This is a genomic window from Thermus igniterrae ATCC 700962 (genome assembly GCF_000376265.1).
Classification (GTDB): Bacteria; Deinococcota; Deinococci; order Deinococcales; family Thermaceae; genus Thermus; species Thermus igniterrae.
The window spans coordinates 1-23,295 of record NZ_AQWU01000068.1; the positions used below are offsets into that span (position 1 = coordinate 1).

Consider the following 23,295-nt stretch of genomic DNA (forward strand, 5'->3'; position numbering starts at 1 on the left):
GGGGGTGCGGCCGGTGATCCGGCTTCGGGGCGGGGGCGAGGCCAGGGAGGAGGCGCGGGTGCGGGCGCGGGAGGGGTGGGACCCCGAGGTGTACCGGTTTCGCGGGGTGGTGGAGGGGGTGTTTGGGGGGATGAAGACGCGGCTGGGTGGGGGGNACCTTTGGGAGCGGAAGCCTTGGACGGCCATGGCGCGGGCGCTTTTGGAGCTCATCGCCTACGGCCTTAGGGTTCTTCTCTCCCTTCTCCCGCCCCCTCCGGGGTACAAGGCAATTTACTAGGCAAGCCCGCATATCCTTGACGCATACCGCATACGGCGGTAGCTTGAAGGTGAGCCCGGGCCCCAAGAGCCCGGCGGTTTTGTTTTGGGAGGGCGCCATGCGCTTTGAGAAAATCGCCCCCTACACCTACCGCATTCCCAAGCAGGGCAAGATGCGGGTGGACGCCGTCTTCTTCGCCTCGGAGGAGATCCTGAAGGACCTGGAGGCGGAAAACTTCGCCTCCTTGCAACAGCTCATGAACGTGGCCACCCTGCCCGGCATCGTGGAGCCGGCCCTGGCCATGCCCGACATCCACTGGGGGTATGGCTTTCCCATCGGCGGGGTGGCGGCCTTTGACCCGGAGGAGGGCGGGGTGGTGAGCCCGGGTGGGGTGGGGTTTGACATCAACTGCGGCGTGCGGCTCCTGGCCTCCCACCTCACCCTAGAGGAGCTCCTCCCCCGGCAGCGGGAGCTGGCCGATGCCCTCTACCGCCTGGTACCCTCGGGGGTGGGGAGCGAGCGCAAGGACGTGCGCTTCAGCAAGAAGGAGCTCAAGGAGATCCTCAAGGAGGGGGCGGGGTGGCTGGTGCGGCGGGGCTACGGCTACCCTGAGGACGTCCGCTTCATCGAGTCCGAGGGCCGCCTCCCCTGGGCCAACCCCGACAAGGTCTCGGAGCGGGCCTTTGAACGGGGGGCTCCCCAGATCGGCACCCTGGGGAGCGGCAACCACTTCCTGGAGGTGCAGTACGTGGACCAGATCCACGACCCCGTGGCGGCCGAGGCCCTGGGGCTTTTCCCCAACCAGATCACCGTGCTCATCCACACGGGTAGCCGGGGCCTAGGCCACCAGGTGTGCCAGGACTACGTGGAGCGCTTCCTCAAGGTGGCCCCCCGCTACGGCATTGAGCTGGTGGACAAGCAGCTGGCCGCTGCCCCCATCCAAAGCCCTGAGGGGCAGGACTACCTGCAGGCCATGGCCGCCGCCGCCAACTTCGCCTTCGCCAACCGCCAGCTCATCGCCCACTTCGTGCGGGAGGCCTTTGAGGCGGTGGGCTACGCTCCCCGGGAGCACGGGCTTAGGGTGCTCTACGACCTGGCCCACAACAACGCCAAGTTTGAGGAGCACCGGGGGAAGCGGGTCCTGGTCCACCGCAAGGGGGCCACCCGGGCCTTCGGCCCCGGCCACCCGGAGATTCCCCAGGAATACCGCCACGTGGGCCAGCCCGTCCTGGTGCCGGGGGACATGGGCCGCTACTCCTACGTGCTGGTGGGCACGGAAAAGGCCATGGGGGTCTCCTTTGGCTCCAGCTGCCACGGGGCGGGGCGCAAGATGAGCCGCCACCAGGCCAAGCGGGTGGCCCGGGAGCGGAACCTGGTGAAGGAGCTGGCGGAGCGGGGCATCCTGGTGCGGGCCGCCACCCGGGCCACGGTGGACGAGGAGATGCCCGAGGCCTACAAGGACGTCTCGGTGGTGGTGGAGGCGGTCCAGGGGGCGGGGATCGGCAGGAAGGTGGCCCGCCTGCGCCCTCTGATCGTGGTCAAGGGTTAACCCGGGCTAAGCCCCCTCTCATCCCCCCTTGCTTTCATGGGGGGATGAGGCTTTTAGCCCTTCTCCTCCTCCTGGGCCCGGCCCTGGCCCAGACCCTCCTCCCCGCGGGCACCTTCGGCCTGGCCTTCCGCGAGGAAGGGGGGGCCTGGGTGTACGAGGGGGCGGGGCTCCGCCTGGTCTACGTGCCCGGGGTGGGCTGGGCCGAGCCCCTGGAGGGAGGCCTCCCCCCTCCGGATGGGGAAAGGGTGGCCCTCGAGGCCCTGAAGGCCCTGGGGTACTTCGGGGTGCCGGAGGTGGGGGTGCGCTTCGGCCAGCAAGGGCGGGCCTTCCGCCTGGTCCTAGACCTGAGTGCCCCTCACCCGGGCCAAGCCCAGGAAGGACTTGAGCGGGGGGAGCTCAACCTCCTCTTCCCCTACCTGGCCCCCAGGCTCCTCCAGGCCCCCTGGCCCCAGGGGGTGCAGGCGGCGGTCCGCCTGCTGCCTGGCGGGACCGAGGTGCGCCTCCTGGCCCCGGGAAGCCTCCTCCGCTACCGGCTCTTCCCCCTTCCCGACCCCCCGCGGCTTGTCCTGGACCTCTACCCCTTGGCCCCCGAGGTGGAGGAACCCCTGGCCCCCGGGGTGCGCTACCGGGAGGTCTGGGCCTTTACCCCAGAGCCTTTGCGGCTTTACCTGGTGGAGGCGGAAAGGGGAAGGCTCCTCCCCGTGGGGAGGCCGGGGACACGGGCCCTGCCCAAGGACCTGGCCCCCGGGGCCCTGGCGGTCCTCAACGGGGGCTACTTTGACCCCAAGACCGGCACCCCCATCGGGCTTTGGGTGCAGGATGGGGTCACGGTCTCCTACCCCTACGGGCGCACCGCCCTGCTTTGGGACGAGTTCCGCTTCTATCTGGGCCTACCCCGCTTTGAGGCGGTGGTAGGCGGGCCCCGGGGGGAGCGGGTGCGGGTGGGGGTGAATGCCTCCCGGGCCCGCTACACCGCCCACACCGCCCCGGGCCCCGTGGGCCGGGAGGGGGAGGAGGTGGCCCTGGTGGTGGGGGACCGGGTGCAGGCCCTCCTCCCTGCCCCCGCAGAACTCCCCCCAGGGGCTTGGGCCCTCACCTACCCCAAGGGAAGCCCCCCCTTCCCCCTCCAGGTGGGGGACCCCGTAAGCCTCTACGGGCGGCTGGACCCTCCCTTCCGCTACGCCCTGGAGGCCGGCCCCCTCCTCCTCCGGGAGGGCCAGTACGCCTTCAACCCCGCCCAGGAAAACTTCAAAGACCCCCGCCCCCTGCAGGCGGTAGCCCCCCAGGCGGCGGTGGCCTGGACCCGCGAGGGAAGGCTCTGGCTGGTGGTCTCTGAGGCCACCACCCCCGGGGTGCTGGCCCGGGGTCTCCTCGCCCTGGGGGCCTGGAACGCCCTCAGGATGGACGGGGGCGGCTCAGCCCAGCTGTGGGTGAAGGGGCGCCTGCGCAACCCCTACTCGGGCACGCCCCGGCCGGTGGTGAGCGCCCTGGCCCTCTACCCCTAGCTCACCCGCTCCACCCTGAGGAGGTTGGTGGTCCCCCGCACGCCAAAGGGGACCCCGGCGGCGATCACCACCCGCTCCCCCACCTGGGCCAGGCCGAAGCGCTTCACCTCCCTGAGGGCGATGCGCACCATGTCGTCGGTGTCCTGGGGGTCGGGGGCCAGGTGGGGCAGGACGCCCCAGACCAGGGCCAGCTGCCGTTCCACCTCGGGGCTTGGGGTGAGGGCCAGGATGGGCACCTGGGGGCGGGTGCGGGCGATGCGCCGGGCGGAGCTCCCCGTGGCGGTGAAGACCACGATGGCCTTGGCCCCCACCGCCTCCACCACGTCGTCCGCCGCCTGGGCGATGGCGTCTTGCGTGGTGGGGGTGGGGGCGGGGCGGAGGACGTTGAGCTTCTGCAAGAACTCGGGGGAGGACTCCACCACCCCGGCGATCCGGGCCATCATGGCCACGGCCTCCACGGGGTAGGCCCCGGCGGCGGTCTCGGCGGAGAGCATCACGGCATCGGAGCCGTCAAAGATGGCGTTGGCCACGTCGGAGGCCTCGGCGCGGGTGGGGCTGGGGTTGTGCACCATGGACTCCAGCATCTGGGTGGCGGTGACCACCGGCTTCCCCGCGGCGATGCAACGGAGGATGAGGCGCTTCTGCACGATGGGCACCTCCTCCAGGGGCATCTCCACCCCCAGGTCCCCCCGGGCCACCATGATGCCGTCGGCCTCCTCCAGGATCTCCTCAAAGCGGTGCACGGCCGAGGGCTTTTCTATCTTGGCCATGAGCTTGGCCCGGGAGCCGTAGCGGGCCAGGTAGTGGCGGGCCAGGAGGAGGTCGTCCCGGGTGCGCACGAAGGAGACGGCCACCCAGTCCACCCCCAGCTCCGCCCCCAGGGCCAGGTCCTGGATGTCCTTCTCCGAGAGGGCGGGGATGGAAAGGTCGGCCCCGGGCACGTTGATGCCCTTGCTGTCGGAAAGGAGGCCGCCCACCTCCACCCGGGTGTGGATCTCGTCCCCCTGCACGCCCTCCACCCGGAGCCGGATGCGGCCGTCGTCCAGGAGCAGGACCTGGCCCGGAGCCACGTCTTCGGGAAGGCCCTTGTAGGTGAGGGAGACCCGGGTCTCATCCCCCTCCACGGGGAGGCGGGTGAGGGTGAAGGGGGCGCCCGGCCTGAGCTCCACCCGCCCCTCCCGGAAGCGGCCGATGCGGATCTTGGGGCCCTGGAGGTCCTGGAGGATGGCCAGGGTCTTGCCCAGCTCCTTTTCCACCTCCCGCACCAGGGCCACCCGCCGCCGGTGGTCCTCAGGGGTGCCGTGGCTGAAGTTGAGGCGGAAGACGTCGGCCCCCGCCTCGGCCAGGGCCCGGATGACCTCCTTGGTGTCGGAGGCAGGGCCCAGGGTGGCCACAATCTTGGTGCGCTTAAAAGGCCGCATAACCCAGGAAGCGCGCCGCCTGGCCCAACGCCTCCTCAATGCGCAGGAGCTGGTTGTACTTGGCCAGGCGGTCGGAGCGGGAGAGGGAGCCGGTCTTGATCTGGCCGGCGTTCACCGCCACCGCCAAATCAGCGATGAAGGCGTCCTCGGTCTCCCCGGAGCGGTGGCTGATCACCGCCCGGTAGCCGGAGCGCTGGGCCAGGCGGATGGCCTCGAGGGTCTCGGAGAGGGTACCGATCTGGTTCACCTTGACCAGGATGGCGTTGGCCACCCCCTGTTCTATGCCCCGGCGCAGGCGCTCGGGGTTGGTGACGAAGAGGTCATCCCCCACCAGCTGCACCCTGCCCCCCAGCTCCCGGGTAAGGAGGCGCCACCCCTCCCAGTCGTCCTCCGCCAGCCCGTCCTCAATGGAGCGGATGGGGTACTTCTCCACCCAGGAGGCCCAGAAGGCCACCATCTCCTCCGAGGAGAGGACCCTGCCCTCCCCCTCCAGGTGGTAGCGGCCGTCCCGGTAGAGCTCGCTGGTGGCGGGGTCCAGGGCCAGGGCCACCTCCTGGCCCGGGGTGTACCCCGCCTTCTCTATGGCCAGGAGGAGGAGCTCCACCGCCTCCTCGTTGCTCCTGAGGTCGGGGGCGAACCCCCCCTCGTCCCCCACGTTGGTGCTGTAGCCCCGCTCCCGCAACACCCCCTTGAGGGCGTGGAAGACCTCGGCCCCTATGCGGAGGGCCTCGGCAAAGCTCTCCGCCCCCGCGGGCACCAGCATGAACTCCTGGAAGTCCACCCGGTTATCCGCGTGCTTGCCCCCGTTGATGACGTTCATCAGGGGCACAGGTAGGACCACCCCCTGGACTCCTCCCAAATAGCGGTAGAGGGGAAGCCCCAGGGCCTCCGCCGCCGCCCGGGCGGTGGCCAGGGAGACCGCCAGGATGGCGTTGGCCCCCAGGTTGGCCTTGTTGGGGGTGCCGTCCAGCTGGCACAGGGCCCGGTCCACCCCCTCCTGGTCCAGGGCATCCATGCCGATGAGCTCAGGGGCAATGCGCTCTTGGATGTTCTCCACCGCCCGGCGCACCCCCTTGCCCAGGTAGCGCCTCCCCCCGTCCCGGAGCTCCAGGGCCTCGTGGGTGCCGGTGGAGGCCCCGGAGGGCACCATGGCCCGCCCCCGGGCCCCCCCTTCCAGCTCCACCTCAGCCTCCACCGTGGGAAAGCCCCTGGAGTCCAGCACCTCCCGCGCCCTCACGCTGACGATCGTGGTCATGGGATCCTCCCTTGTGGAAGCGCTTCACGCCCCCCTACCCTAGAGCTTACACCCGAAGGGGGACCACCACCGCCTGGTACCCCGCCTCCTCGGCCACGGGACGCACCAGGCTGGGGCTGGTGGGACCGGAAAGGAGAAGGCCCGCCTGGCCCGAGAGGGGCCCCAGGGCTTCCAGGAAGTAGCGGGCGTTGTAGGCCACCGCCAGGGGAGCCCCCTCCAGGTGCACGGGGAGTTCCTCCTGGCCCTTGCCGTAATCCCCCTCGGCGGAGAGGAGGACCTTGCCCTCCTGGAAGAAGAGGTCCACCCGGTGGTTCTGCCGGTCCGCCAGGACGCTCACCCGGCGGAGGGCTTCCCGGAAGGGCTCCACCTCGAGGGTGGCCCTCAGGGAGAACTCCTTGGGAATTACCCGCTCGTAGTCGGGAAACTCCCCTTCCATAAGCCTCACCGCCATGCGCAAAAGCCCTTCCCCGTCCCCCCGCACGGCCAGGCCCAGGGTTCCCTGGCCCAGGGCCAGGGCCACCTCCCCCGTCCCCACGCTGCGCAGCACCCGCACCACCTCATCCACGCTACGGGCGGGGACCACCACCTTCTTCTGAAAGGTTTGCGGGCGGGGCAGGTCGTAAAGGGCCAGACGGTAGCCATCGGAGGCCACGGCGCGCACCCCTCTATCGGAGAACTCCAGCTGGACCCCGCGGAAGATGGCCCGGTACTCCTCGTTGCTGGCCGCGTAGCGCACGTGGTGTAGGGTGCGGAAGAGGTCTTCCACCCCGAGAAGGGTTTGGAGGGGATAGGACTCGGAAGGGGCCTCAAAGCTGGGGAAGAGCAACTCGGGGTATCCCTCGGTGGGGGCCAGGCTGAGCCGGGTGCGGAAAAGGCCCGAGGCCAGTTCCAGGTCCGCGCCCAGGCTGAGCTCCACCAGATCCCCCGGCAGGCTACGCACCAGCTGGAAGAAGGGCTGGGCCGGCACCAGGAAGCGGCCCTGCCCGCTCACCTGGGCGGAAAGGCGCACCTCCAGGTCCACCTCCCCATTGCTGCCAAAGAGCACCAGGGTTCCTGGGGCCAGACCCAGGCCCAGGTAGGTGTAGAGGGGATTGGGGCTACGGGAAGGAATCACCCGTTCTAGGAGGGCAATGTGCTCGGATAGCAGGTTTTTGGGAAAGCTTACATTCATCTTTCGTTCCTCCCTATTACTGCTTCTAAGGTATTTTTAAAAGCTTTAAAAAGATAGTAGCCGTAGTAGTAGGGGCTGTGGATATGTGGATAAGGAGGGGAAAACTGCGTCCTGGAGAGAAAAGGGCCTGTGGACAAACCCTGTGGATAACTGGCTTGGCCTTGTGGATAACGTGTGGATAACTGGCCAGTTATCCACAGGGTCCAAACCCCCCTGGGTTTTCCACAGTTTGTCCACAGGTTTATCCACAGGAAAAGGCCACTTACCCACAGGGTTATCCACAGGTTATCCACAGGGGTCATGCCAGGGCCTCCTTGAGGGTACGAAGAAGGGCTTGCACCTCGCGGTCGCTTTCGTAAAGCTCCTGGACCTTCTGGATGGCGTAGAGCACCGTGGTGTGGTCGCGGCCGCCGAAGAGCTGGCCGATCTCCGGCAAGGAGGAGCGGGTCAACTCCCGTACCAGGAACATGGCGATCTGCCGGGGCAGGACCACCTCCTTCCGGCGTCCCCCTCCCAGGAGGTCCTCGGGGCGGAGGGCGAAGTGCTCGGCCACCTTGCGCACGATTTCCTGGGGGTCCACCTCCTTCTCCCGGGGGGCGAAGATGTCGGAGAGGGCTTTGGCGGCCACGGCCCGGGTGAGCTCAACTCCGTTTAGGGAGGCGTAGGCCACGGTGCGCATGAGGGCCCCTTCCAGCTCGCGGATGTTGGAGGTGACTTGGCGGGCGATGTACTCCAGCACCTCCTCGCTAATCCGGAGCCCCCGCTGCTCCGCGTTCATCTTGAGGATGGCGATGCGGGTCTCCAGGTCGGGGGGCTGGATGTCGGTGATAAGGCCCCATTCAAAGCGGCTCCGGAGGCGGGCCTCGAGGGTGAGGATGTCCTTGGGCGGGCGGTCGGAGGAAAGGATGATCTGCTTGTGGGCCTCGTAGAGGGCGTTGAAGGTGTGAAAGAACTCCTCTTGCGTGCGCTCCTTGCCGGCGATGAACTGGATGTCGTCCACCAGGAGGAGGTCCACGGAGCGGTAGCGCTCGCGGAACTCCGTCATGCGGTCCTCGCGGATGGCGTTGATGAGCTCGTTGGTGAAGGTCTCCGTGGACACGTACTCCACCTTGAGGTGGGGAAAGCGCTTGGCCACGGAGTGGCCCACCGCGTGCATCAGGTGGGTTTTGCCCAGGCCCACGCCCCCGTAGATGAAAAGGGGGTTGTAGGCCCGGCCCGGGGACTCGGCCACGGCTACCGCCGCGGCGTGGGCCATGGAGTTGTTGGGCCCCACCACGAAGTTCTCAAAGGTGTACTTGGGGTTGAGCTTGGGCTGGCTGGGCTCCGGAGGGGGGATGGCCTGGAAGATGTCCTCCTGGACGGCGGTTCCTGGGACCACCTTGAGTTCAAAGCGGGGTCCCTGGGCGCCCAGGAGGGCCAGGGCCTCCTGGATTAATTCGGCGTAGTGCCGGCGGATCCAGTCCAGGGCAAAGGAGGTGGGCACCGCCAGCTCCAGGACCCCGTCTTGGATACCAAGGGGGCGGATCCGCTCAAACCAGGTGTGGAACTCCACCTCGGTGATGTTGCGGCGGATGTGTTCCAGGACGTGTTGCCAGACTGCCTCGTGGGTCAAGGCTACCCCCCAGCGTTCCGGAGGAACATTCTACGCCAGGGGGTTGGTAAAGTGGAGGGTGGGATGGACTACCACGTGGTGGTGGTGGGCGGTGGGCACGCCGGGCTGGAAGCGGCCTGGGCCGCGGCCGCCTTGGGGGTGCGGGTGGCCCTGGTCACCGTGAACCCTGAGCGCATGGGCATGATGCCCTGCAACCCTGCGGTGGGAGGGCCGGGCAAGAGCCAGCTGGTGGCGGAGCTGGTGGCCCTGGGGGGGCTCATGGGCCGGGCGGCGGACGCCGCGGCCATCCACACCCGGGTCCTGAACCGCTCCAAGGGGCCGGCGGTGCAGAGCCTAAGGGTCCAGGTGGACCGGGACCTCTACGCCCTGAAGGCCCAGGAGATTCTGGCCGAGCGGCCCATTGAGGTAATCCGGGGGGAGGTAGCGGCCCTTTGGGTGGAAGGGGGAAAGCTCCTTGGGGTGCGCACCGTGGACGGGCGGGGCATCCCCGCCCGGGCGGTGGTGGTGGCCGGGGGCACCTTCCTCTCCGGGGTGGTCTGGTACGGGCGCCGTTCCCGGCCGGCAGGAAGGCAGGGGGAGCCCCCAGCCCGCTTCCTCTCCCAAAGCCTTAGGGCCGTGGGCCACACCCTGCGCCGCTTCAAGACCGGTACCCCTCCCCGCATCCGCGCGGACTCCGTGGACTACGGGGAGCTGGAGGTGGTCCCCCCGGAGGTGCCCCCGGGAAGCTTCACGGGGAACCCCGGGCCCCACGCCCACCGGCTCCCTACCTGGCAGACCCGTACCACCGGGAGGACCCACCGCCTGATCCTGGAAAACCTGCACCTCTCCCCCCTCTACGCCGGGGACATTGAGGGGATCGGGCCACGGTACTGCCCCTCCATTGAGGACAAGGTGGTGCGCTTTGCCGACAAGGAGAGCCACCTCCTCTTCGTGGAGCCCGATGGCCTGGCCACCAGCGAGGTCTACCTCCAGGGCTTTTCCAGCAGCCTGCCCCCCGAGCTCCAAGAAGAGATGGTGCGGAGCCTCCCCGGGTTTTCTCGGGCGGTGATCCAGCGCTACGCCTACGCGGTGGAGTACGACAGCCTGGACCCTCGGGAGCTCACCCGGGGCCTCCAGTCCCGCTTCCTGCCCGGGCTTTTCAGCGCTGGGCAGGTGAACGGCACCTCCGGCTATGAGGAAGCGGCGGCCCAGGGCCTCCTGGCGGGCCTGAACGCCGCCCGGTATGCTTTGGGCCTCCCTGAGGTTCACCTTTCCCGGGAGAGCGGCTACATCGGGGTGATGGTGGACGACCTGGTGGGCCGGGGCACGGACGAGCCCTACCGCATGATGACCTCCCGGGTGGAGCTCCGCCTCCTCTGCCGGGCGGACAACGCCGATGAGCGCCTTACCCCCTTGGCGGTGGCCTGGGGCCTGCGGCCCAAGGAGGACCTGGAGCGGGTGGAGGCCAAGTACCGCCGGGTGGCGGCGGAGCTGGAACGGCTTGCCGCCTTGCGGGTGGAGGGGGTGAGCGGCCTGCAGTGGCTCCGTCGTCCGGGGAACACCTACGGGGAGCTGGCCAAGCGCTTCCCACCCCCTCACCCCCTCGCCCCCGAGGAGGCGGAGCAGGTGGAGATCCGGGCCAAGTACGCGGGCTACATTGAGCGGCAGGAGCGGTTGCGCCAGAAGATGCGGGACCTCGAGGCCCACCCCATCCCCGAGGGGCTGGACTTCCCCCGGGTGGCTGGCCTCTCCCGGGAGGCGGTGGAGAAGCTCTCCCGGGTGCGGCCCCGCACCGTGGCCGAGGCGGCCCGCATCCCGGGCATCCGCGACTCCGACCTCACCGCCCTCCTGGTGCACCTGCGGAGGCTTTCCTGATGTTTCACGGGAAACACCGGGGGTGGGGATGGGGCTGAGCCCCAAGGGGGCGGCTCTCCTCCTGGAGGGGGGCAGGGCCCTGGGCCTGGACCTCGAGGCCCACCTCCCCGCCTTCTCCCGCCTTTTTGACCTCCTCATGGAGGCCAACCGCCGGGTAAACCTCACCGCCCTGCGCACCGAGGAGGAGGTGGTCCTCAAGCACTTCCTGGACTCCCTCACCCTCCTGGTCCTGCCCCTTTGGGAAGGCTCCTTGCGGGTGTTGGACCTGGGCACGGGGGCGGGCTTTCCCGGCCTTCCCCTCAAGATCGTGCGCCCGGAGCTGGAGATCACCCTCCTGGACGCCACCAAAAAGAAGGTGGCCTTCGTGGAAGAGGCGGTGCACGCCCTGGGCTTGAAGGGGGCCCTGCCCCTTTGGGGGAGGGCGGAGGCCCTGGCCCACCGCCCGGAACACCGGGAGGTTTACGGGCGGGTGGTGGCCCGGGCGGTGGCCCCCCTGTGCGTCCTGGCGGAGCTGGGCCTTCCCTTCCTGGCCTTAGGGGGGGTCATGGTGGCCCAGAAGGGGCCCAGGGTGGCGGAGGAACTCGCCCCCCTGCCCCAGGCCCTCCCCCTTCTCGGGGGGCGGCTTGAGGGGGTAAGGGCCCTGAGGCTTCCCTTCGCCCTGGAGGAGCGGCACCTGGTGGTCCTGGCCAAGGAGGCGCCCACGCCGCCCCGCTTCCCCCGTCGCCCGGGGGTTCCCGAGAAGCATCCCTTATGCTAGGGTCCAAGGTGCGGCGGATCGCCCTGGTCAACCAGAAGGGAGGGGTGGGGAAGACCACCACGGCCATCAACCTGGCCGCCTATCTGGCCCGCATGGGCAAACGGGTGCTCCTGGTGGACCTGGACCCCCAGATGAACGCCACCAGCGGGCTGGGCCTGCGCCCGGAACGGGGGGTATACCAGCTCCTGCAGGGGGAGCCCTTGGCGGAGCTGGTGCAGGCGGTGGACGGCTTCCACCTCCTGCCCGCCACCCCCGAGCTGGTGGGGGCCACGGTGGAGCTGGCCGAGGCCCCCTGGGCCCTGGCCCAGGTCCTGGAGGACGAAGCCTACGACCTCACCCTGTTGGACGTCCCCCCAAGCCTCTCTCCCCTCACGCTGAACGCCCTGGCTGCGGCCCAGGGGGTGGTGGTGCCGGTGCAGGCGGAGTACTACGCCCTGGAGGGGGTGGCGGGGCTCCTGGCCACCCTGGACGAGGTGCGGAGCCGCCTCAACCCCTCCCTGCGCCTCCTTGGCATCCTCATCACCATGTACGACGGCCGCACCCTGCTTTCCCAGCAGGTGGAGGCCCAGCTTAGGGCCCACTTCGGGGAGAAGGTCTTCTGGACGGTGGTGCCCCGGAACGTGCGCCTGGCCGAGGCCCCCAGCTTCGGGAAGACCATCGCCCAGCACGCCCCCACCTCCCCGGGGGCCCACGCCTACCGCCGCCTGGCCGAGGAGGTGATCGCCCGTGTCCAAGAAGCCTAGTGGCCTGGGAAGGGGCCTCGAGGCCCTGTTGCCCAAAGGGGGCGGGGGGGTGGTTCGGCTTCCCCTTTCCGCCATCCGCCCCAACCCCCGGCAACCCCGGCGGCGCTTCCCCGAGGAGGGCCTGGAGGAGCTGGCGGCCTCCATTCGGGAGAAGGGGCTCCTGCAGCCCCTCCTGGTGCGGCCCAAAGGGGAGGGGTACGAGCTGGTGGCCGGGGAGCGGCGCTTCCGGGCGGCCCAGCTGGCCGGGCTAGAGGAGGTCCCGGTCCTCGTCCGCGACCTCACGGACCAGGAGGCCCTGGAGCTGGCCCTGGTGGAGAACCTCCAGCGGGAGGACCTCTCCCCAGTGGAGGAGGCCCGGGGCTACCAGGCCCTCCTGGCTATGGGCCTCACCCAGGAGGAGGTGGCCCGGAAGGTGGGTAAGGCCCGCTCCACCGTGGCCAACGCCCTCAGGTTGCTACAGCTCCCTGAGGAGGTCCTGGCGGCCCTGGACGAGGGGCGGATCAGCGCCGGGCATGCCCGGGCCCTCCTGATGCTGGCCCCTGAGGACCGGCTTTGGGGCCTGCGGGAGATCCTGGAGAAGGGGCTTTCCGTGCGCCAGGCGGAGGCCCTGCCGGAGCGCCTTACCAGGGAGCGCAGGGCCCCCAAGGAACCTTCTCCCCTTTCCCTGGAGCTTTCCCGCCACCTGGGCCTGCCGGTGAAGGTGGTGGGGGGGAAGCGGGGGCGGGTGGTCATCCAGTACCGCTCCTTGGAGGAGCTGCAGGCCCTCCTGGAACGGCTCGGCTACCAGGCGTAGCCGAAGACCACCCGCACCGCCCCCTCCTGGTCCGTGCGGTGAACGGCCACCCCGGCCTCCGCCAGCCGGGCCAGGACCTCGGGGTGGGGGTGGCCGAAGGGGTTGTTGCGGCCCACCCCCATGAGGGCCACCCGGGGGCGGGCCTGGGCCAGGAGCTCGGGGCTCGTGCCCGTGCGCGAGCCGTGATGGCTCACCTTTAACACCTCTACCTCGCCTACCCCAAGCCGCCTCTCCACCCGCTGGGGCACGTCCGCCAAAAGCAGGGCCTTTCCCCGGCCGAAGTCCAGGAGGAGGACCAGGCCGTCTTGGTCGTCCACCCCGGTTTTTCCGGGGGGCCAGAGGACTTCCAGCATGCCCTTCCCCACCCGCAACTGGCTCCCCACCCCCGGGTGCAGGATGGGCACCCCCCTGGCCCTCAGGGCCCGCACCAGGGGGTGGTCGGGGGCAAAGGCTGGGGAGAGGAGGGCCAGGCCCACGGGGACCTCCTCCACCACCTCCAGGAGGCCCCCGTAGTGGTCGGCATCGGGGTGGGTGGCCACCAGGACCTCCAGGGCCTCCACCCCCAAAGCCCCCAGGGCCCGCACCAGCCGCCTTCCTTGTTCTGGCCGGCCCCCATCCACGAGCACCTCGGCCCCGCCCAGGCGGGCAAGGAGGGCGTCCCCCTGCCCCACGTCCAGGGCCCAAAGGTCCAGGGGCTTGGGCCAGGCGGCGATGAGGCTTAGGAGGGCGGGCAGGCTGCTGAGGAGAAGGGCTCTTTTCGGGGGCAAAAGCCGGTGGAGGGCGAGGAGGAGGGGAAGGAGGCCCAGGTAGTAGAGGGCGAAGCCCGCGGGGGCTATCTCCCCCCAGCGCAGGAGGGGCCCCCGGCTTCCCACCTCCGCCAGGAGGAGAAGGCCTTGGGCCAGGGGCTCCACCAGGAGGGCCAGGAGCCCCCCAAGGAGGAGCTTCAGAAACCCCAGGGGCACCAGGAGGGCCACCAGGGGAAGGGCCAGGAGGTTCATCAGGGGGGAAAGGAGGGGGAAGAAGCCGAAGCGGTCCAGGAGGAGGGGGAGGAGAAAGGCCTGGGCGGCCAAGGAGGCGGCAACGCCCCCCAAGAGGTACCCAAAGACCCCCTTCGGCCGCCCCAGGGCGGGGAGAACCAGGGCCAGGCCCAGCACCGCCAGGTGGGAGAGCTGGAAGGCCAGGCTGAGGAGGCTTTCCGGCCGGAGGAGGAGTTGGAGGAGGAGGGCCAGCCCCAGGCCCTGGAGCACCCCGGCCCCGCCCAGGCCCAGGAAGAGGCCCAGGAGGGAAAGGCCGGCCATGAGGCTGGCCCGCACCAGGGAGGGGCTAGGGCCCGCCAGCCATAGGTAGAAGGGAAGGAGGCAAAGGGCAAGGAGGTACCGCCAGCGTCCCAAGGGATAGAGGAGGACCAGGCTACCCACCAGGAAGCCCACATGCAGGCCGGAGAGGGCCAGGAGGTGGGCTAGGCCCGAGCGCTGGAAACGGGCATAGGCCTCCTCCAGCCCCGCCTTGTCCCCCAGAACAAGCCCCTCCACCACTTCCTTCGCCGGCGGGGAAAGGCCCTGGGCCAGCCGCGCCCGCAAGGGCTCCCGGGGGTCGGGCAGGGGGGCCAGGGCTTCCGCCCGTTCCACGTGAAACACTCCCCGTACCCCCTGGGCCAGCAGCCAGGCCCGTCCGTCCAGGCTCCCAGGGTTCCGTTTTCCCTCAGGGGGGGCCAGGTAGCCCCGGAGCCGGTAGAGGCCGTCCGCCAGGGGTGGGTAGTGGCGCACATGGAGCCGGTGCCCCTCCCAGGTGGTGAACCCTCCCACCACCCGAAACTCCCCCGAAAGCCGAGTGCCGTGGGGCGGTTCGGGCAGGGGAAGGAGGAGGCCCCGGAGGAGGACCAGGGCTAGCCCCAGAAGGAGGGGAAGCCGGAAGAAGGGCAGGAGGGGGAGGGCAAGCCCAAGGGCCCAGGGCGTAAGAAGCCCCCAGGCCCCCAGGAGCCCCCCCAGGCCAAGCCCTACCCCTGGGCCCAAGGGGAGGTGCCGGGTAGCCGCCTCAGGGCCGGACATAGGGCCTTAGGCGCTCCAGGGTGGCAGGGCCAATCCCTTTGACCCGCAGGAGGTCCTCCACCTGGCGGTAGGGCCTCCCTTCCAGGATGCGGCGCGCCAGGGTAGGGCCGATACCGGGAAGGGCCTCGAGGTCCTCGAGGCTGGCGGTGTTCAGGCTGACGGGCTCCGGAGGCGGAGGGGTAAAGGAGGCCTCCACCATGGCCACCACCTGCACCGGGGCAGGCCTGGGGACCACCTTGGGCCATAGGGCCCAAAGCCCCAGGAGGGCTACCGCCAGGAGGTAGCCAAGGACCACTCCGCCAGGGCCAGGCCCAGGCCACCCAGGACCACCCCGGCCAGGACCCAGGGGTCCGCCCCGGGGTTCAGGGCCAGGAAGGCCACCGTGTAGCCCAGGGTGAGGAGGGCGAGGACCCTGAGGGGCAGGGCCAAAGGGTTTCGCTTCCCCTCCGGCTTAGGGCTGGGAGGGCTGGGGGCCTCCGGCTCCGGGGCCAGCTCCACCGAGGCCCGCTTGGGGGGCGCCTCCTCCTCCCACACCGGGGGCTTGGGGGGCTCGGGCGGAGGCGGGGGGGGTTCGGGGGGCCTGGCCTCCCGGGTGGGGCCTGGCCCCTGGAGGGGGGAAGGGGTGGCCGTGGCCTTGCGGGCCCGGGCTACGTGGGGCTTCAAACCCTCCAGAAAGGCCTTCAGCTCCTCCACCGGGAAGGCCTTCAGGGGGACCACCAGGGAGCTTTCCTCCCCCTGGACCAGAAGGGTACCCGCCTCGCCCCGGCCCACCCGGCGGATGCGGGCCAGTTCCAGACGCTGGACACCCCCTTCGTCCACCAGGACCAGGTGGGTCTCGGTGATGGCCAGGAAGCCGCCAGGGCCTTCCAGCTGCGCCAGGGCCTTTTCGCCCAGGCGGGAAAAGGCCGCTTCATACTTGCCCATGTTCCCAGTATACTTGGCCCGTGCCCCTGCGCTTAGGCCACCGCGGTGCGCCCCACCTGGCCCGGGAGAATACTCTGGAATCCTTTAGAAAAGCTTTGGGGGCGGGCCTGGATGGGTTTGAGCTGGATGTCCACCTCACCCGGGACGGCGTCCTGGTGGTGCACCACGACTTCGTCCTGGAGGGGGAGCCCATCGCCCGCCTCTCCCGGCGGGAGCTTCCCGCCTATGTGCCCACCCTGGAGGAGGTTCTTCGGGCCTTCCCCCAGGCCCGGATCAACGTGGAGTTAAAAAGCCTCCCCCCGGAGACCGATGGGCGGGAGGAGGCCTTGGCCCGGCTCCTGGCCCGCTACCCCTCGGGGCGCCTTTGGGTGAGCTCCTTTGACCCCCTGGCCCTGGTGCGCCTGAGGCGCCTGGGGGTGGGCCCCCTGGGCCTCCTCTACGACAGGCCCGAGGCCCTGGAGCTCGCCCCCTGCCTGGGGGTGGCCTGGGTCCACCCCGAGGCCTCCCTCCTCACCGAGGAGGGCGTGCGGGCCCTAAAGGCGCGCTACCGCGTCCTGGCCTGGACGGTGAATCGCCGTGAGGAGGCGGAGGCCCTGGCCGCCTGGGGGGTGGACGCCTTGGTGAGCGATTTTCCAGAGGTGCTCGTATAATGGGGGGGCTATGGCGAACCTGAAGACTCTTCCCGTGGGTAAGGGCGCGCCTCAGGTGGTGAACATGGTCATTGAGGTGCCTCGAGGCTCGGGCAACAAGTACGAGTACGACCCCGAGCTGGGGGTAATCAAACTGGACCGGGTGCTGCCGGGAGCCCAGTTCTACCCCGGGGACTACGGCTTCATTCCCTCCACTCTGGCGGAGGACGGGGACCCCCTGGACGGCCTGGTGCTCTCCACCTACCCCCTTCTGCCCGGGGTGGTGGTGGAGGTACGGGTGGTGGGCCTCCTCCTCATGGAGGACGAGAAGGGGGGGGACGCCAAGGTGATCGGGGTGGTGGCGGAGGACCAGCGCCTGGACCACATCCAGGACATCTCCGATGTGCCCGAAGGGGTCAAGCAGGAGATCCAGCACTTCTTTGAGACCTACAAGGCCCTGGAGGCCAAGAAGGGCAAGTGGGTGAAGGTCACGGGCTGGCGGGACCGGCAGGCGGCCCTGGAGGAGGTCCAGGCCTGCATCGCCCGCTACGGTGCTTAACCCAATCCCATAGTAGAAACCCCAAAGGGCAGGGCCCGGCCCAAAGGGGCTTAGAATGGGCCTTAGAGGAGGCCCTATGGTCTGCCCGGTGTGCGGGGAAACCCTGGAGCTGGAAGGGTACAAGGCGGGGGATCTCCTGGACTGCGAGGCCTGCGGGGCGGTCCTCCGCCTCCTTTCCGATGGCAGCCTGGAGGTTTGGGAGGCCCCGGAGGAGGGGGAAGAGGAAGCCCTGTGGGGGCTTTCCGTCCATGGGGAGGGGGAGGAGGTGGTCCTCACCTTCTCGGACGGCACCCTGGAGGAGGCGGTGCGGGTGGCCCGGGCCGAGCTCTCAGAGGCCCTGCGCCGCCTGGAGGAGGGCGTAGGGGAGGAGCCCCCCAAGGAGGTGGAGGACGAGCCCAACCTGGAGCCGGATTACGTGACCGTGCACCTGGAAAGCGACCAGGGGCCTCTGGTTCTCCGCCGGATCTTCTTCCCGGGGGCGCGGGACCTCCTGGAGTTCACCCTGCCCTCGGGCTCGGTGTACGAGTTCCCCTTCCGGGAGGCCAAGGCGCTTCTGGACCCCTTCCTGCGCTAGCGTGCACCTGGTCCTGGTCCCCACCCCCATTGGCCACCTGGAGGACATCACCCTGAGGGCCCTCCGGGTCCTCAGGGAGGCCCAGGTGGTGGCCTGCGAGGACACCCGGCGCACCGGGCTTCTCCTCCGCCACTACGGGATCGCCACCCCCACCCTGCGCCTGGACCAGCACACGGTGGGCCGGGCCAGGGAGCTCCTTGCCCCCTACGCCTACGTGGCCTACGCCACGGACGCCGGCACCCCGGGCATCTCCGACCCCGGGGCTGAGCTGGTGCGCCTGGCCTTAGAATGGGGCTGGCGGGTGGAAGCGCTTCCTGGCCCCACCGCCCTCATCCCCGCCCTGGTGGCCTCGGGCCTGCCCACCCACCGCTTCACCTTTGAGGGCTTCCTGCCCAAGGGGGGAAAGGAGCGTAAGGAGCGTTTGCTGGCCCTGGCCCGGGAAGGGAGGACGGCCGTGCTCTACGAGAGCCCCCACCGCCTGCAGAGGACCCTGGAGGACCTGGCGGAGGTTTACGGCCCGGACCATCCCGTGGCCGTGGCCCGGGAGATCAGCAAGGTGCACGAGGAGGTGTTCCGGGGGAGCCTGGGGCAGGCCATGGAGCACTTCCGGGAGCCTCGGGGGGAGTTCGTGGTGGTCCTGGGCCCCAAGGCGGCCCCGGCTCCAGAAGGGGCAAGGCTAGCGCAGGAGCTTAGGGCCAAGGGGCTTTCCGGCAAGGCCCTCTTCCGGGCCCTCCTGGAAAGGGGGGTTCCCCGGAACGAGGCCTACCGGCTGGCCATGGAGGGAAGAGGGGAGATATGAAGCGCATTGGGGTCTTCACCAGCGGGGGCGATGCCCCGGGCATGAACGCCGCCATCCGGGCGGTGGTGCGCCAGGCCTATGCTTTGGGCCTCGAGGTCATCGGCATCCGCCGGGGCTATGCGGGCATGATCCTGGGGGAGATGCTGCCCCTGGGGGTGCGGGACGTGGCCAACATCCTGCAACGGGGGGGCACCATCCTCCTCACCGCAAGGAGCCAGGAGTTCATGGAGGAGGAGGGGCGGGCCAAGGCGGCGGAGAAGCTACGCCAGGCGGGCATTGAGGGCCTGGTGGCCATCGGGGGGGACGGGACCTTCCGCGGGGCCATGCGCCTCATGGAGGAGCACCGCATCCCCGTGGTGGGCCTGCCGGGCACCATAGACAACGACCTCTACGGCACCGACTACACCATCGGCTTTGACACCGCGGTGAACACCGCCCTGGAGGCCATAGACCGCATCCGGGACACCGCCGCCAGCCACGAGCGGGTCTTCTTCATTGAGGTCATGGGGCGGGATGCGGGGTTCATCGCCCTGGACGTGGGCCTAGCCGGGGGGGCGGAGGTGATCGCTGTGCCTGAGGAGCCCGTGGACCCCAGGCGCATCGCCGAGGGGCTCCTCGAGTCCCAGCGCCGGGGGAAGACCAGCTCCATCGTGGTGGTGGCCGAGGGGGCTTACCCTGGGGGGGCGGCGGGGCTTTTGGCGGCCATCCGGGAGCACGTGCCCATGGAGGCCCGGGTCACCGTGCTGGGCCACATCCAGCGGGGGGGAAGCCCCACGGCCAAGGACCGCATCCTGGCCAGCCGCCTGGGGGCGGCGGCGGTAGAGACCCTGGCCGCGGGGACCAGCGGGGTCATGGTGGGGGAGGTGGCGGGGGAAGTGAAGCTCACCCCCCTGCGGGAGGCGGTGGAGCGCAAGAAGGACATCCCCCGCGGCCTGCTTCGCCTATCGCAGGTGCTGGCCCTCTAGGGCCAGGGCCTTGCGCAGCCAGGGGGTCTGCCAGGCCAGGCGGAAGACCTTCCGGGCGAAGGGGCTCTGGCTCACCCCCTGGTAAATGGGGGTGGGGAGGCTGACCGCGGGGTAGCGGAGCCCCCCGGGGGCCCGTTCCCAGGGGTAGCCCGTCCAGAGGGCCAGGGCCAGGAAAAGCCCCAGGAGAAAACCTCCCAGGGTGCCCAGAAGGGCCTCGAGGCCCCGGGAGAGGTGGGGCAGGGGCAGGCTCTTGGCCAGCATCCCCAGGAGGAGCCCCAGGCCCAGGGCCCACCCCGGCCCGGAGAGCCCTAGGAGGGCCAGGAGGAGGTAGAGGAGCACCCCGGCCCCAGCGAAGGCCCAGGGAAGCCCCCCCCGGTAGCCCAGGGCCAGGCCCAGGGCCAGGCTGAAGAGGGCCAGGAGGTCCACCCAGGTGAGCATGGCCCCAGTTTACGGCAAGGAATGGGCCTATCCCCGGATGCGCCAGCCCCGGGCCCGCACCGCGGCCACCACCTCCTGCATCACCCCCTCCACCTCCTCGTCCGTAAGGGTACGCTCGGGGTGGCGGAAGCGCAGGTGGAAGGCCAGGCTCTTCTCGCCTGGGGGCAAGGGGGGTCCCTGGTAGAGGTCAAAGGGGGAAAGCCCCTCCAGAAGGGGCCCGGCCGCCTCCCGCAATGCCCTCTCCACCTCCCCGTAGGGGGTGGCCTCCGGCACCACCACCGCCAGGTCCCGCAGGGCCAGGGGGTAGCGGGAGGGGTCGTGAAAGCGGAAGGGGGCTTCCGGGAGGGGGAGGGAGAGCTCAAAGAGCCAGACCGGGGGAAGCTCCAGGGCCTTGGCCAGCTCCGGGTGGAGCTGGCCCAAAAACCCCTTGGCTTCCCCGGCCACCAGGACCCGCCCCGAGACCCCGGGGTGCAGGAAGGGATACGGGTGGGCCTCCACCCGAAGCTCCAGGCCCAGCCGCTCGGCGAAGGCCTCCAGGAGCCCCTTGAGGAGGGGGTAGCCGGAAAGCCCCTCCCCCCAGGGGAGCCCCACCCCCTGGCCGAAGAGGAGGCCTGCCAGGTGGGTTTTCTCCTCCACCCGCCCCTCGGCCACCCCGAAGACCCGGCCCACCTCAAAGAGGAGGGCGCGCTCGGGGCGGTCTAAGGCCAGGTTCTCCCGTAGGACCTTGAGGAGGCCGGGGAAGAGGTGGGTTCTCAGGGCGGCCCTGTCCGGGCTCAGGGGGTTTTTCAGGCGCAGGGGGAAGGGGGGCAGGCGGAAGCGGGGGGCGTCCTCCGGGTCCAGGAAGCTGTAGGTATAGACCTCCTGGAACCCAAGCCCCGCCAGGACCTCCCTTAGGCGGCGCTCCCGCTGGTAGGGGGCCTCCACCCCCCGGTTGTCGGGGGCGGGGAAGAAGGCGGGAAGGGCCAGGGGGATGGTCTCGTAGCCCTTGAGGCGGGCCACCTCCTCCACCAGGTCCTCCTCCAGCCTGAGGTCCAGGCGGCGGCTAGGGGGGGTGACCCGGTAGGGGCCTTCCCCCTCCACCCGGCATCCCAGGCGCCTTAGAAGGGCTAACTGCTCCTCCTCGGGGTAGGCGGTGCCCAGGAGGCGGTTGGCGTACTCGGGGCGGAAGGGGATGGGGGCGGGGGGTTCGGGGCTTCCCGCCTCCAGGATCTCCTTGGCCACCCTGGCCCCCGCCAGGGCCTGGAGAAGGCCTAGGGCCCGGTGCTGGGCGGGGAGCTGGCCCAGGGGGTCCACCCCCCGTTCAAAGCGGTGGCTGGCCTCCGTGCGCAGGCCGTGCCGCCGGGCGGTCTTGCGGATGGCCACGGGGTCAAAGCAGGCCACCTCCAGGGCGATGGCCGGGGTGTCGGGCCGCACCTCGCTTTCCGCCCCCCCCATGACCCCGGCAAGCCCCAGGGGGAAGCTCTTTTCCCCCTGGTAGCCGGCGATCACCAGGTCCTCGGGGTGGAGGGTCCGCTCCACCCCGTCCAGGGTGCGAAGCCTTTCCCCGGGCTGGGCCCGGCGCACCAGGATGCCCTCCCCCAGGAAGCGCAGGTCAAAGGCGTGCATGGGCTGGGCCCTTTCCAGCATCACAAAGTTGGTCACGTCCACCACGTTGTTGATGGGGCGCATGCCCGCGGCGAAGAGGGCCCGCTGGAGCCATAGGGGGCTTGGCCCCACCCTTAGGCCGAAGGCGTAGGCCAGGGTGAAGTGGGGGGCAGCCCCGGGGTCCGCCACCCGGAGGCCAAAGGGGATGGGCACCTCCTCTCCCTCCAGCCGCACCTCGGGCAACTGGAGGGCGTAGCCCAGGGCGTGGAGGTCCAGGGCCAGGCCCAGAATCCCCAGGGCATCGGGGCGGTTGGGGGTCACCTCCAGGTCCAGCACCACCTCCTCCGCCCAGGCCTCCGCCAGGGGGGTGCCAGGGGGAAGCTCCCCCTCGGGAAACTCCAGAAGCCCCCCGCCGTACTCCCCCACCCCAAGCTCCTTGGGGGAGAGGGCCATGCCGAAGGAGCGCACCCCCTGGATGGTCCTTTCCCCTACCCGGAGGCCTTCCAACTCAGTGCCGGGCAGGGCCAGGGCTACCCCGATTCCTGCACGGGCGTTTTCCGCCCCCGAGACCACCTCCACCACCTGGCCCGCGTCCAGCACCAGGCGCTTCAGGCCGGTGCCGGGGATGGGGTGGGCCTCCAGGACCCGGGCGAAGACCACCCCTTCGGGAATCCGGAAGACCTGCTCCATGCGGTCCGTCTCAAAGCCTAGGCCCGCCAGGCGCTCCTCCAGGACCTCGGGGCCTTCCAGTTCAGGTAGGTAGGTTTTCAGCCAGGAGAAGGGCACCCTCATAAGACCCCCCGGAACTGCTCCAGGAACTTCAGCCGGCCGCTGAAGAAGTAGCGGATGTCGGGGATGCCGTAGCGGAGCATGGCCAGCCGCTCCACCCCAAACCCGAAGGCGAAGCCCGTCACCCCCTCGTAGGCGGGGGGGAGGCCGAGCGCTTTGCGGTAGGCGTCCACCGCCTGGAAGACCTTGGGGTGGACCATCCCCGCCCCGCCCAGCTCCAGCCACTTCCTCCCCTCGGGCCACCAGATGGCGAACTGGGCCCCCGGCTCCACGAAGGGGAAGTAGACGGGCTGGAAGCGTACCCGGGACTCGGGGCCGTAGAGGGCCTGGGCCAGCTCGTAGATGGCCCCCTTGAGGTGGGCCATGGTGATCCCCTCCCCCACCACCAGCCCCTCCAGCTGGTGGAAGACGGCCTCGTGGGTGGCGTCCGTCTGCTCAAAGCGGAAGACCCGCCCGGGCACCACGATGCGGAAGGGGGGGGTGTGGGCCACCATGTAGCGGATCTGCATGGGGGAGGTGTGGGTGCGCAGGAGGAGCTTTCCCTCCACCTCCTCCCCCACGGGGCCCTGGAGGCGGAACGCCCCTTCCAGCCAGAAGGTGTCCCACATGTCCCGGGCGGGGTGGTGCTCGGGGATGTTGAGGGCGTCAAAGTTGAAGAACTCGCTCTCCAGCTCCGGGCCCTCCACCGCCTGGTACCCCAGGGCGCGGAAGATCTCCACCAGCTCCCGCTCCATCAGGGTGATGGGGTGAAGCCCCCCCGCGAAGAGGCGCACCCCCGGGAGGCTCACGTCCTGGCGCTCGCTTTCCAGCGCCTTCCGCAGGGCCTCGGCTTCCAACTCCTTTTCCCTGGCCTCCAGGGCGCCTTCCAGGGCTTCCTTAAGGGCGTTTAGCTGCTGGCCCCGTTGCCTCCGCTCCTCCAGGGGCAAGGCGGCCAGGGCCTTCATCTCCTGGGTGAGGAGGCCCTTTTTCCCCAGGTAGCGGGCCTTGAGCGCGCGCAGGGCCTCGAGGTCCTGGGCCTTTTTGATGGCGTCTAAGGCTTCCCGTTCCCAATCCTGCATCCCCTAGAGGAT

At 70.0% G+C, this 23,295-nt stretch carries 21 protein-coding genes and 1 pseudogene; 12 read left to right on the plus strand and 10 right to left on the minus strand.

Annotation, left to right across the window (positions count from 1 at the left end):
• The 3 genes and pseudogenes from B128_RS12345 to B128_RS0108670 all read left to right on the plus strand — a co-directional run.
• A pseudogene (locus B128_RS12345) lies at positions 1 to 277 on the plus strand (hypothetical protein); the annotation flags it as partial.
• Between the two features lie 97 nt (positions 278 to 374).
• Positions 375 to 1,805, plus strand: a complete 1,431-nt coding sequence (gene rtcB, locus B128_RS0108665) for an RNA ligase RtcB (protein ID WP_026175142.1) — start codon at positions 375 to 377, stop codon at positions 1,803 to 1,805.
• A 44-nt stretch (positions 1,806 to 1,849) separates the two neighbouring features.
• Positions 1,850 to 3,310: a phosphodiester glycosidase family protein gene (locus tag B128_RS0108670; protein WP_018111881.1), complete on the plus strand. Its 1,461-nt coding sequence runs from the start codon at positions 1,850 to 1,852 to the stop codon at positions 3,308 to 3,310.
• Here B128_RS0108670 and pyk read toward each other — a convergent pair.
• From pyk to dnaA, 4 genes are all read right to left on the minus strand, one after another.
• Positions 3,307 to 4,731 carry a pyruvate kinase gene (gene pyk, locus B128_RS0108675; RefSeq protein ID WP_018111882.1) on the minus strand — a complete coding sequence of 475 codons (1,425 nt, stop codon included), beginning with the start codon at positions 4,729 to 4,731 and terminating at the stop codon, positions 3,307 to 3,309. The genes B128_RS0108670 and pyk overlap by 4 nt on opposite strands.
• Complete coding sequence (gene eno, locus B128_RS0108680) at positions 4,718 to 5,986, minus strand: phosphopyruvate hydratase (RefSeq protein ID WP_018111883.1); 1,269 nt, start codon at positions 5,984 to 5,986, stop codon at positions 4,718 to 4,720. Before eno ends, pyk begins: the two co-directional genes overlap by 14 nt.
• A 46-nt stretch (positions 5,987 to 6,032) precedes the next feature.
• Positions 6,033 to 7,157: a DNA polymerase III subunit beta gene (dnaN, locus tag B128_RS0108685; protein ID WP_018111884.1), complete on the minus strand. Its 1,125-nt coding sequence runs from the start codon at positions 7,155 to 7,157 to the stop codon at positions 6,033 to 6,035.
• Between the two features lie 298 nt (positions 7,158 to 7,455).
• The gene (gene dnaA / locus B128_RS0108690) at positions 7,456 to 8,769 is read right to left on the minus strand and encodes a chromosomal replication initiator protein DnaA (protein WP_018111885.1); all 1,314 of its coding nucleotides are present in this window, start codon (positions 8,767 to 8,769) and stop codon (positions 7,456 to 7,458) included.
• A 51-nt stretch (positions 8,770 to 8,820) separates the two neighbouring features.
• On the opposite strand from dnaA, the gene mnmG reads away from it, so the two are divergent.
• The 4 genes from mnmG to B128_RS0108710 are packed head-to-tail and all read left to right on the plus strand — an operon-like array spanning position 8,821 to position 12,916.
• Positions 8,821 to 10,623: a tRNA uridine-5-carboxymethylaminomethyl(34) synthesis enzyme MnmG gene (gene mnmG / locus B128_RS0108695; protein ID WP_281166747.1), complete on the plus strand. Its 1,803-nt coding sequence runs from the start codon at positions 8,821 to 8,823 to the stop codon at positions 10,621 to 10,623.
• 28 nt (positions 10,624 to 10,651) lie between these two features.
• Positions 10,652 to 11,380, plus strand: coding sequence for a 16S rRNA (guanine(527)-N(7))-methyltransferase RsmG (gene rsmG, locus B128_RS0108700; protein WP_018111887.1), 729 nt, complete (start codon positions 10,652 to 10,654; stop codon positions 11,378 to 11,380).
• Positions 11,374 to 12,123: a chromosome-partitioning ATPase Soj gene (gene soj / locus B128_RS0108705; protein WP_018111888.1), complete on the plus strand. Its 750-nt coding sequence runs from the start codon at positions 11,374 to 11,376 to the stop codon at positions 12,121 to 12,123. Before rsmG ends, soj begins: the two co-directional genes overlap by 7 nt.
• Positions 12,107 to 12,916 (plus strand): ParB/RepB/Spo0J family partition protein, encoded by an 810-nt coding sequence (locus tag B128_RS0108710; protein WP_018111889.1) that lies wholly within the window; start codon positions 12,107 to 12,109, stop codon positions 12,914 to 12,916. Before soj ends, B128_RS0108710 begins: the two co-directional genes overlap by 17 nt.
• Here B128_RS0108710 and B128_RS0108715 read toward each other — a convergent pair.
• The 3 genes from B128_RS0108715 to B128_RS0108725 are packed head-to-tail and all read right to left on the minus strand — an operon-like array spanning position 12,904 to position 15,888.
• Positions 12,904 to 14,964 carry a DNA internalization-related competence protein ComEC/Rec2 gene (locus tag B128_RS0108715; RefSeq protein ID WP_018111890.1) on the minus strand — a complete coding sequence of 687 codons (2,061 nt, stop codon included), beginning with the start codon at positions 14,962 to 14,964 and terminating at the stop codon, positions 12,904 to 12,906. The two genes, B128_RS0108710 and B128_RS0108715, sit on opposite strands and share 13 nt — an antisense overlap.
• Positions 14,951 to 15,259, minus strand: a complete 309-nt coding sequence (locus B128_RS0108720; RefSeq protein ID WP_018111891.1) for a ComEA family DNA-binding protein — start codon at positions 15,257 to 15,259, stop codon at positions 14,951 to 14,953. Before B128_RS0108720 ends, B128_RS0108715 begins: the two co-directional genes overlap by 14 nt.
• Positions 15,232 to 15,888 carry a YcxB family protein gene (locus B128_RS0108725; RefSeq protein ID WP_026175143.1) on the minus strand — a complete coding sequence of 219 codons (657 nt, stop codon included), beginning with the start codon at positions 15,886 to 15,888 and terminating at the stop codon, positions 15,232 to 15,234. The genes B128_RS0108720 and B128_RS0108725 overlap by 28 nt, the downstream gene beginning before the upstream one ends.
• A gap of 20 nt (positions 15,889 to 15,908) precedes the next feature.
• On the opposite strand from B128_RS0108725, the gene B128_RS0108730 reads away from it, so the two are divergent.
• The 5 genes from B128_RS0108730 (at position 15,909) to pfkA (ending at position 19,414) form a co-directional block, all read left to right on the plus strand.
• Positions 15,909 to 16,538, plus strand: a complete 630-nt coding sequence (locus tag B128_RS0108730) for a glycerophosphodiester phosphodiesterase (protein WP_026175144.1) — start codon at positions 15,909 to 15,911, stop codon at positions 16,536 to 16,538.
• A 10-nt stretch (positions 16,539 to 16,548) separates the two neighbouring features.
• A complete protein-coding gene (locus B128_RS0108735; RefSeq protein WP_018111893.1) occupies positions 16,549 to 17,076 on the plus strand; it encodes an inorganic diphosphatase in 528 nt (175 codons plus the stop codon).
• A gap of 76 nt (positions 17,077 to 17,152) precedes the next feature.
• Positions 17,153 to 17,650, plus strand: a complete 498-nt coding sequence (locus B128_RS0108740) for a TFIIB-type zinc ribbon-containing protein (RefSeq protein ID WP_018111894.1) — start codon at positions 17,153 to 17,155, stop codon at positions 17,648 to 17,650.
• Between the two features lies 1 nt (position 17,651).
• Positions 17,652 to 18,449, plus strand: a complete 798-nt coding sequence (rsmI, locus tag B128_RS0108745) for a 16S rRNA (cytidine(1402)-2'-O)-methyltransferase (protein WP_018111895.1) — start codon at positions 17,652 to 17,654, stop codon at positions 18,447 to 18,449.
• The gene (gene pfkA, locus B128_RS0108750; protein ID WP_018111896.1) at positions 18,446 to 19,414 is read left to right on the plus strand and encodes a 6-phosphofructokinase; all 969 of its coding nucleotides are present in this window, start codon (positions 18,446 to 18,448) and stop codon (positions 19,412 to 19,414) included. Before rsmI ends, pfkA begins: the two co-directional genes overlap by 4 nt.
• On the opposite strand, the gene B128_RS0108755 is transcribed toward pfkA, so the two are convergent.
• The 3 genes from B128_RS0108755 to pheS are packed head-to-tail and all read right to left on the minus strand — an operon-like array spanning position 19,391 to position 23,283.
• A complete protein-coding gene (locus B128_RS0108755) occupies positions 19,391 to 19,852 on the minus strand; it encodes a hypothetical protein (protein WP_018111897.1) in 462 nt (153 codons plus the stop codon). The two genes, pfkA and B128_RS0108755, sit on opposite strands and share 24 nt — an antisense overlap.
• A gap of 27 nt (positions 19,853 to 19,879) precedes the next feature.
• Complete coding sequence (gene pheT, locus B128_RS0108760) at positions 19,880 to 22,228, minus strand: phenylalanine--tRNA ligase subunit beta (RefSeq protein ID WP_018111898.1); 2,349 nt, start codon at positions 22,226 to 22,228, stop codon at positions 19,880 to 19,882.
• Positions 22,225 to 23,283 (minus strand): phenylalanine--tRNA ligase subunit alpha, encoded by a 1,059-nt coding sequence (gene pheS, locus B128_RS0108765; protein WP_018111899.1) that lies wholly within the window; start codon positions 23,281 to 23,283, stop codon positions 22,225 to 22,227. The genes pheT and pheS overlap by 4 nt, the downstream gene beginning before the upstream one ends.
• Positions 23,284 to 23,295 lie beyond the last annotated feature (12 nt).

Coding starts and splice junctions, on each gene's coding strand:
- pyk (WP_018111882.1), bottom strand. CDS start 4,731: ATGCGGCCTTTTAAGCGCACCAAGATTGTGGCCACCCTGGGCCCTGCC.
- B128_RS0108715 (WP_018111890.1), bottom strand. CDS start 14,964: ATGTCCGGCCCTGAGGCGGCTACCCGGCACCTCCCCTTGGGCCCAGGG.
- pheS (WP_018111899.1), bottom strand. CDS start 23,283: ATGCAGGATTGGGAACGGGAAGCCTTAGACGCCATCAAAAAGGCCCAG.
- B128_RS0108755 (WP_018111897.1), bottom strand. CDS start 19,852: ATGCTCACCTGGGTGGACCTCCTGGCCCTCTTCAGCCTGGCCCTGGGC.
- B128_RS0108670 (WP_018111881.1), top strand. CDS start 1,850: ATGAGGCTTTTAGCCCTTCTCCTCCTCCTGGGCCCGGCCCTGGCCCAG.
- rtcB (WP_026175142.1), top strand. CDS start 375: ATGCGCTTTGAGAAAATCGCCCCCTACACCTACCGCATTCCCAAGCAG.
- pfkA (WP_018111896.1), top strand. CDS start 18,446: ATGAAGCGCATTGGGGTCTTCACCAGCGGGGGCGATGCCCCGGGCATG.
- B128_RS0108725 (WP_026175143.1), bottom strand. CDS start 15,888: ATGGGCAAGTATGAAGCGGCCTTTTCCCGCCTGGGCGAAAAGGCCCTG.
- B128_RS0108740 (WP_018111894.1), top strand. CDS start 17,153: ATGGTCTGCCCGGTGTGCGGGGAAACCCTGGAGCTGGAAGGGTACAAG.
- eno (WP_018111883.1), bottom strand. CDS start 5,986: ATGACCACGATCGTCAGCGTGAGGGCGCGGGAGGTGCTGGACTCCAGG.
- rsmG (WP_018111887.1), top strand. CDS start 10,652: ATGGGGCTGAGCCCCAAGGGGGCGGCTCTCCTCCTGGAGGGGGGCAGG.
- pheT (WP_018111898.1), bottom strand. CDS start 22,228: ATGAGGGTGCCCTTCTCCTGGCTGAAAACCTACCTACCTGAACTGGAA.
- B128_RS0108735 (WP_018111893.1), top strand. CDS start 16,549: ATGGCGAACCTGAAGACTCTTCCCGTGGGTAAGGGCGCGCCTCAGGTG.
- dnaN (WP_018111884.1), bottom strand. CDS start 7,157: ATGAATGTAAGCTTTCCCAAAAACCTGCTATCCGAGCACATTGCCCTC.
- soj (WP_018111888.1), top strand. CDS start 11,374: ATGCTAGGGTCCAAGGTGCGGCGGATCGCCCTGGTCAACCAGAAGGGA.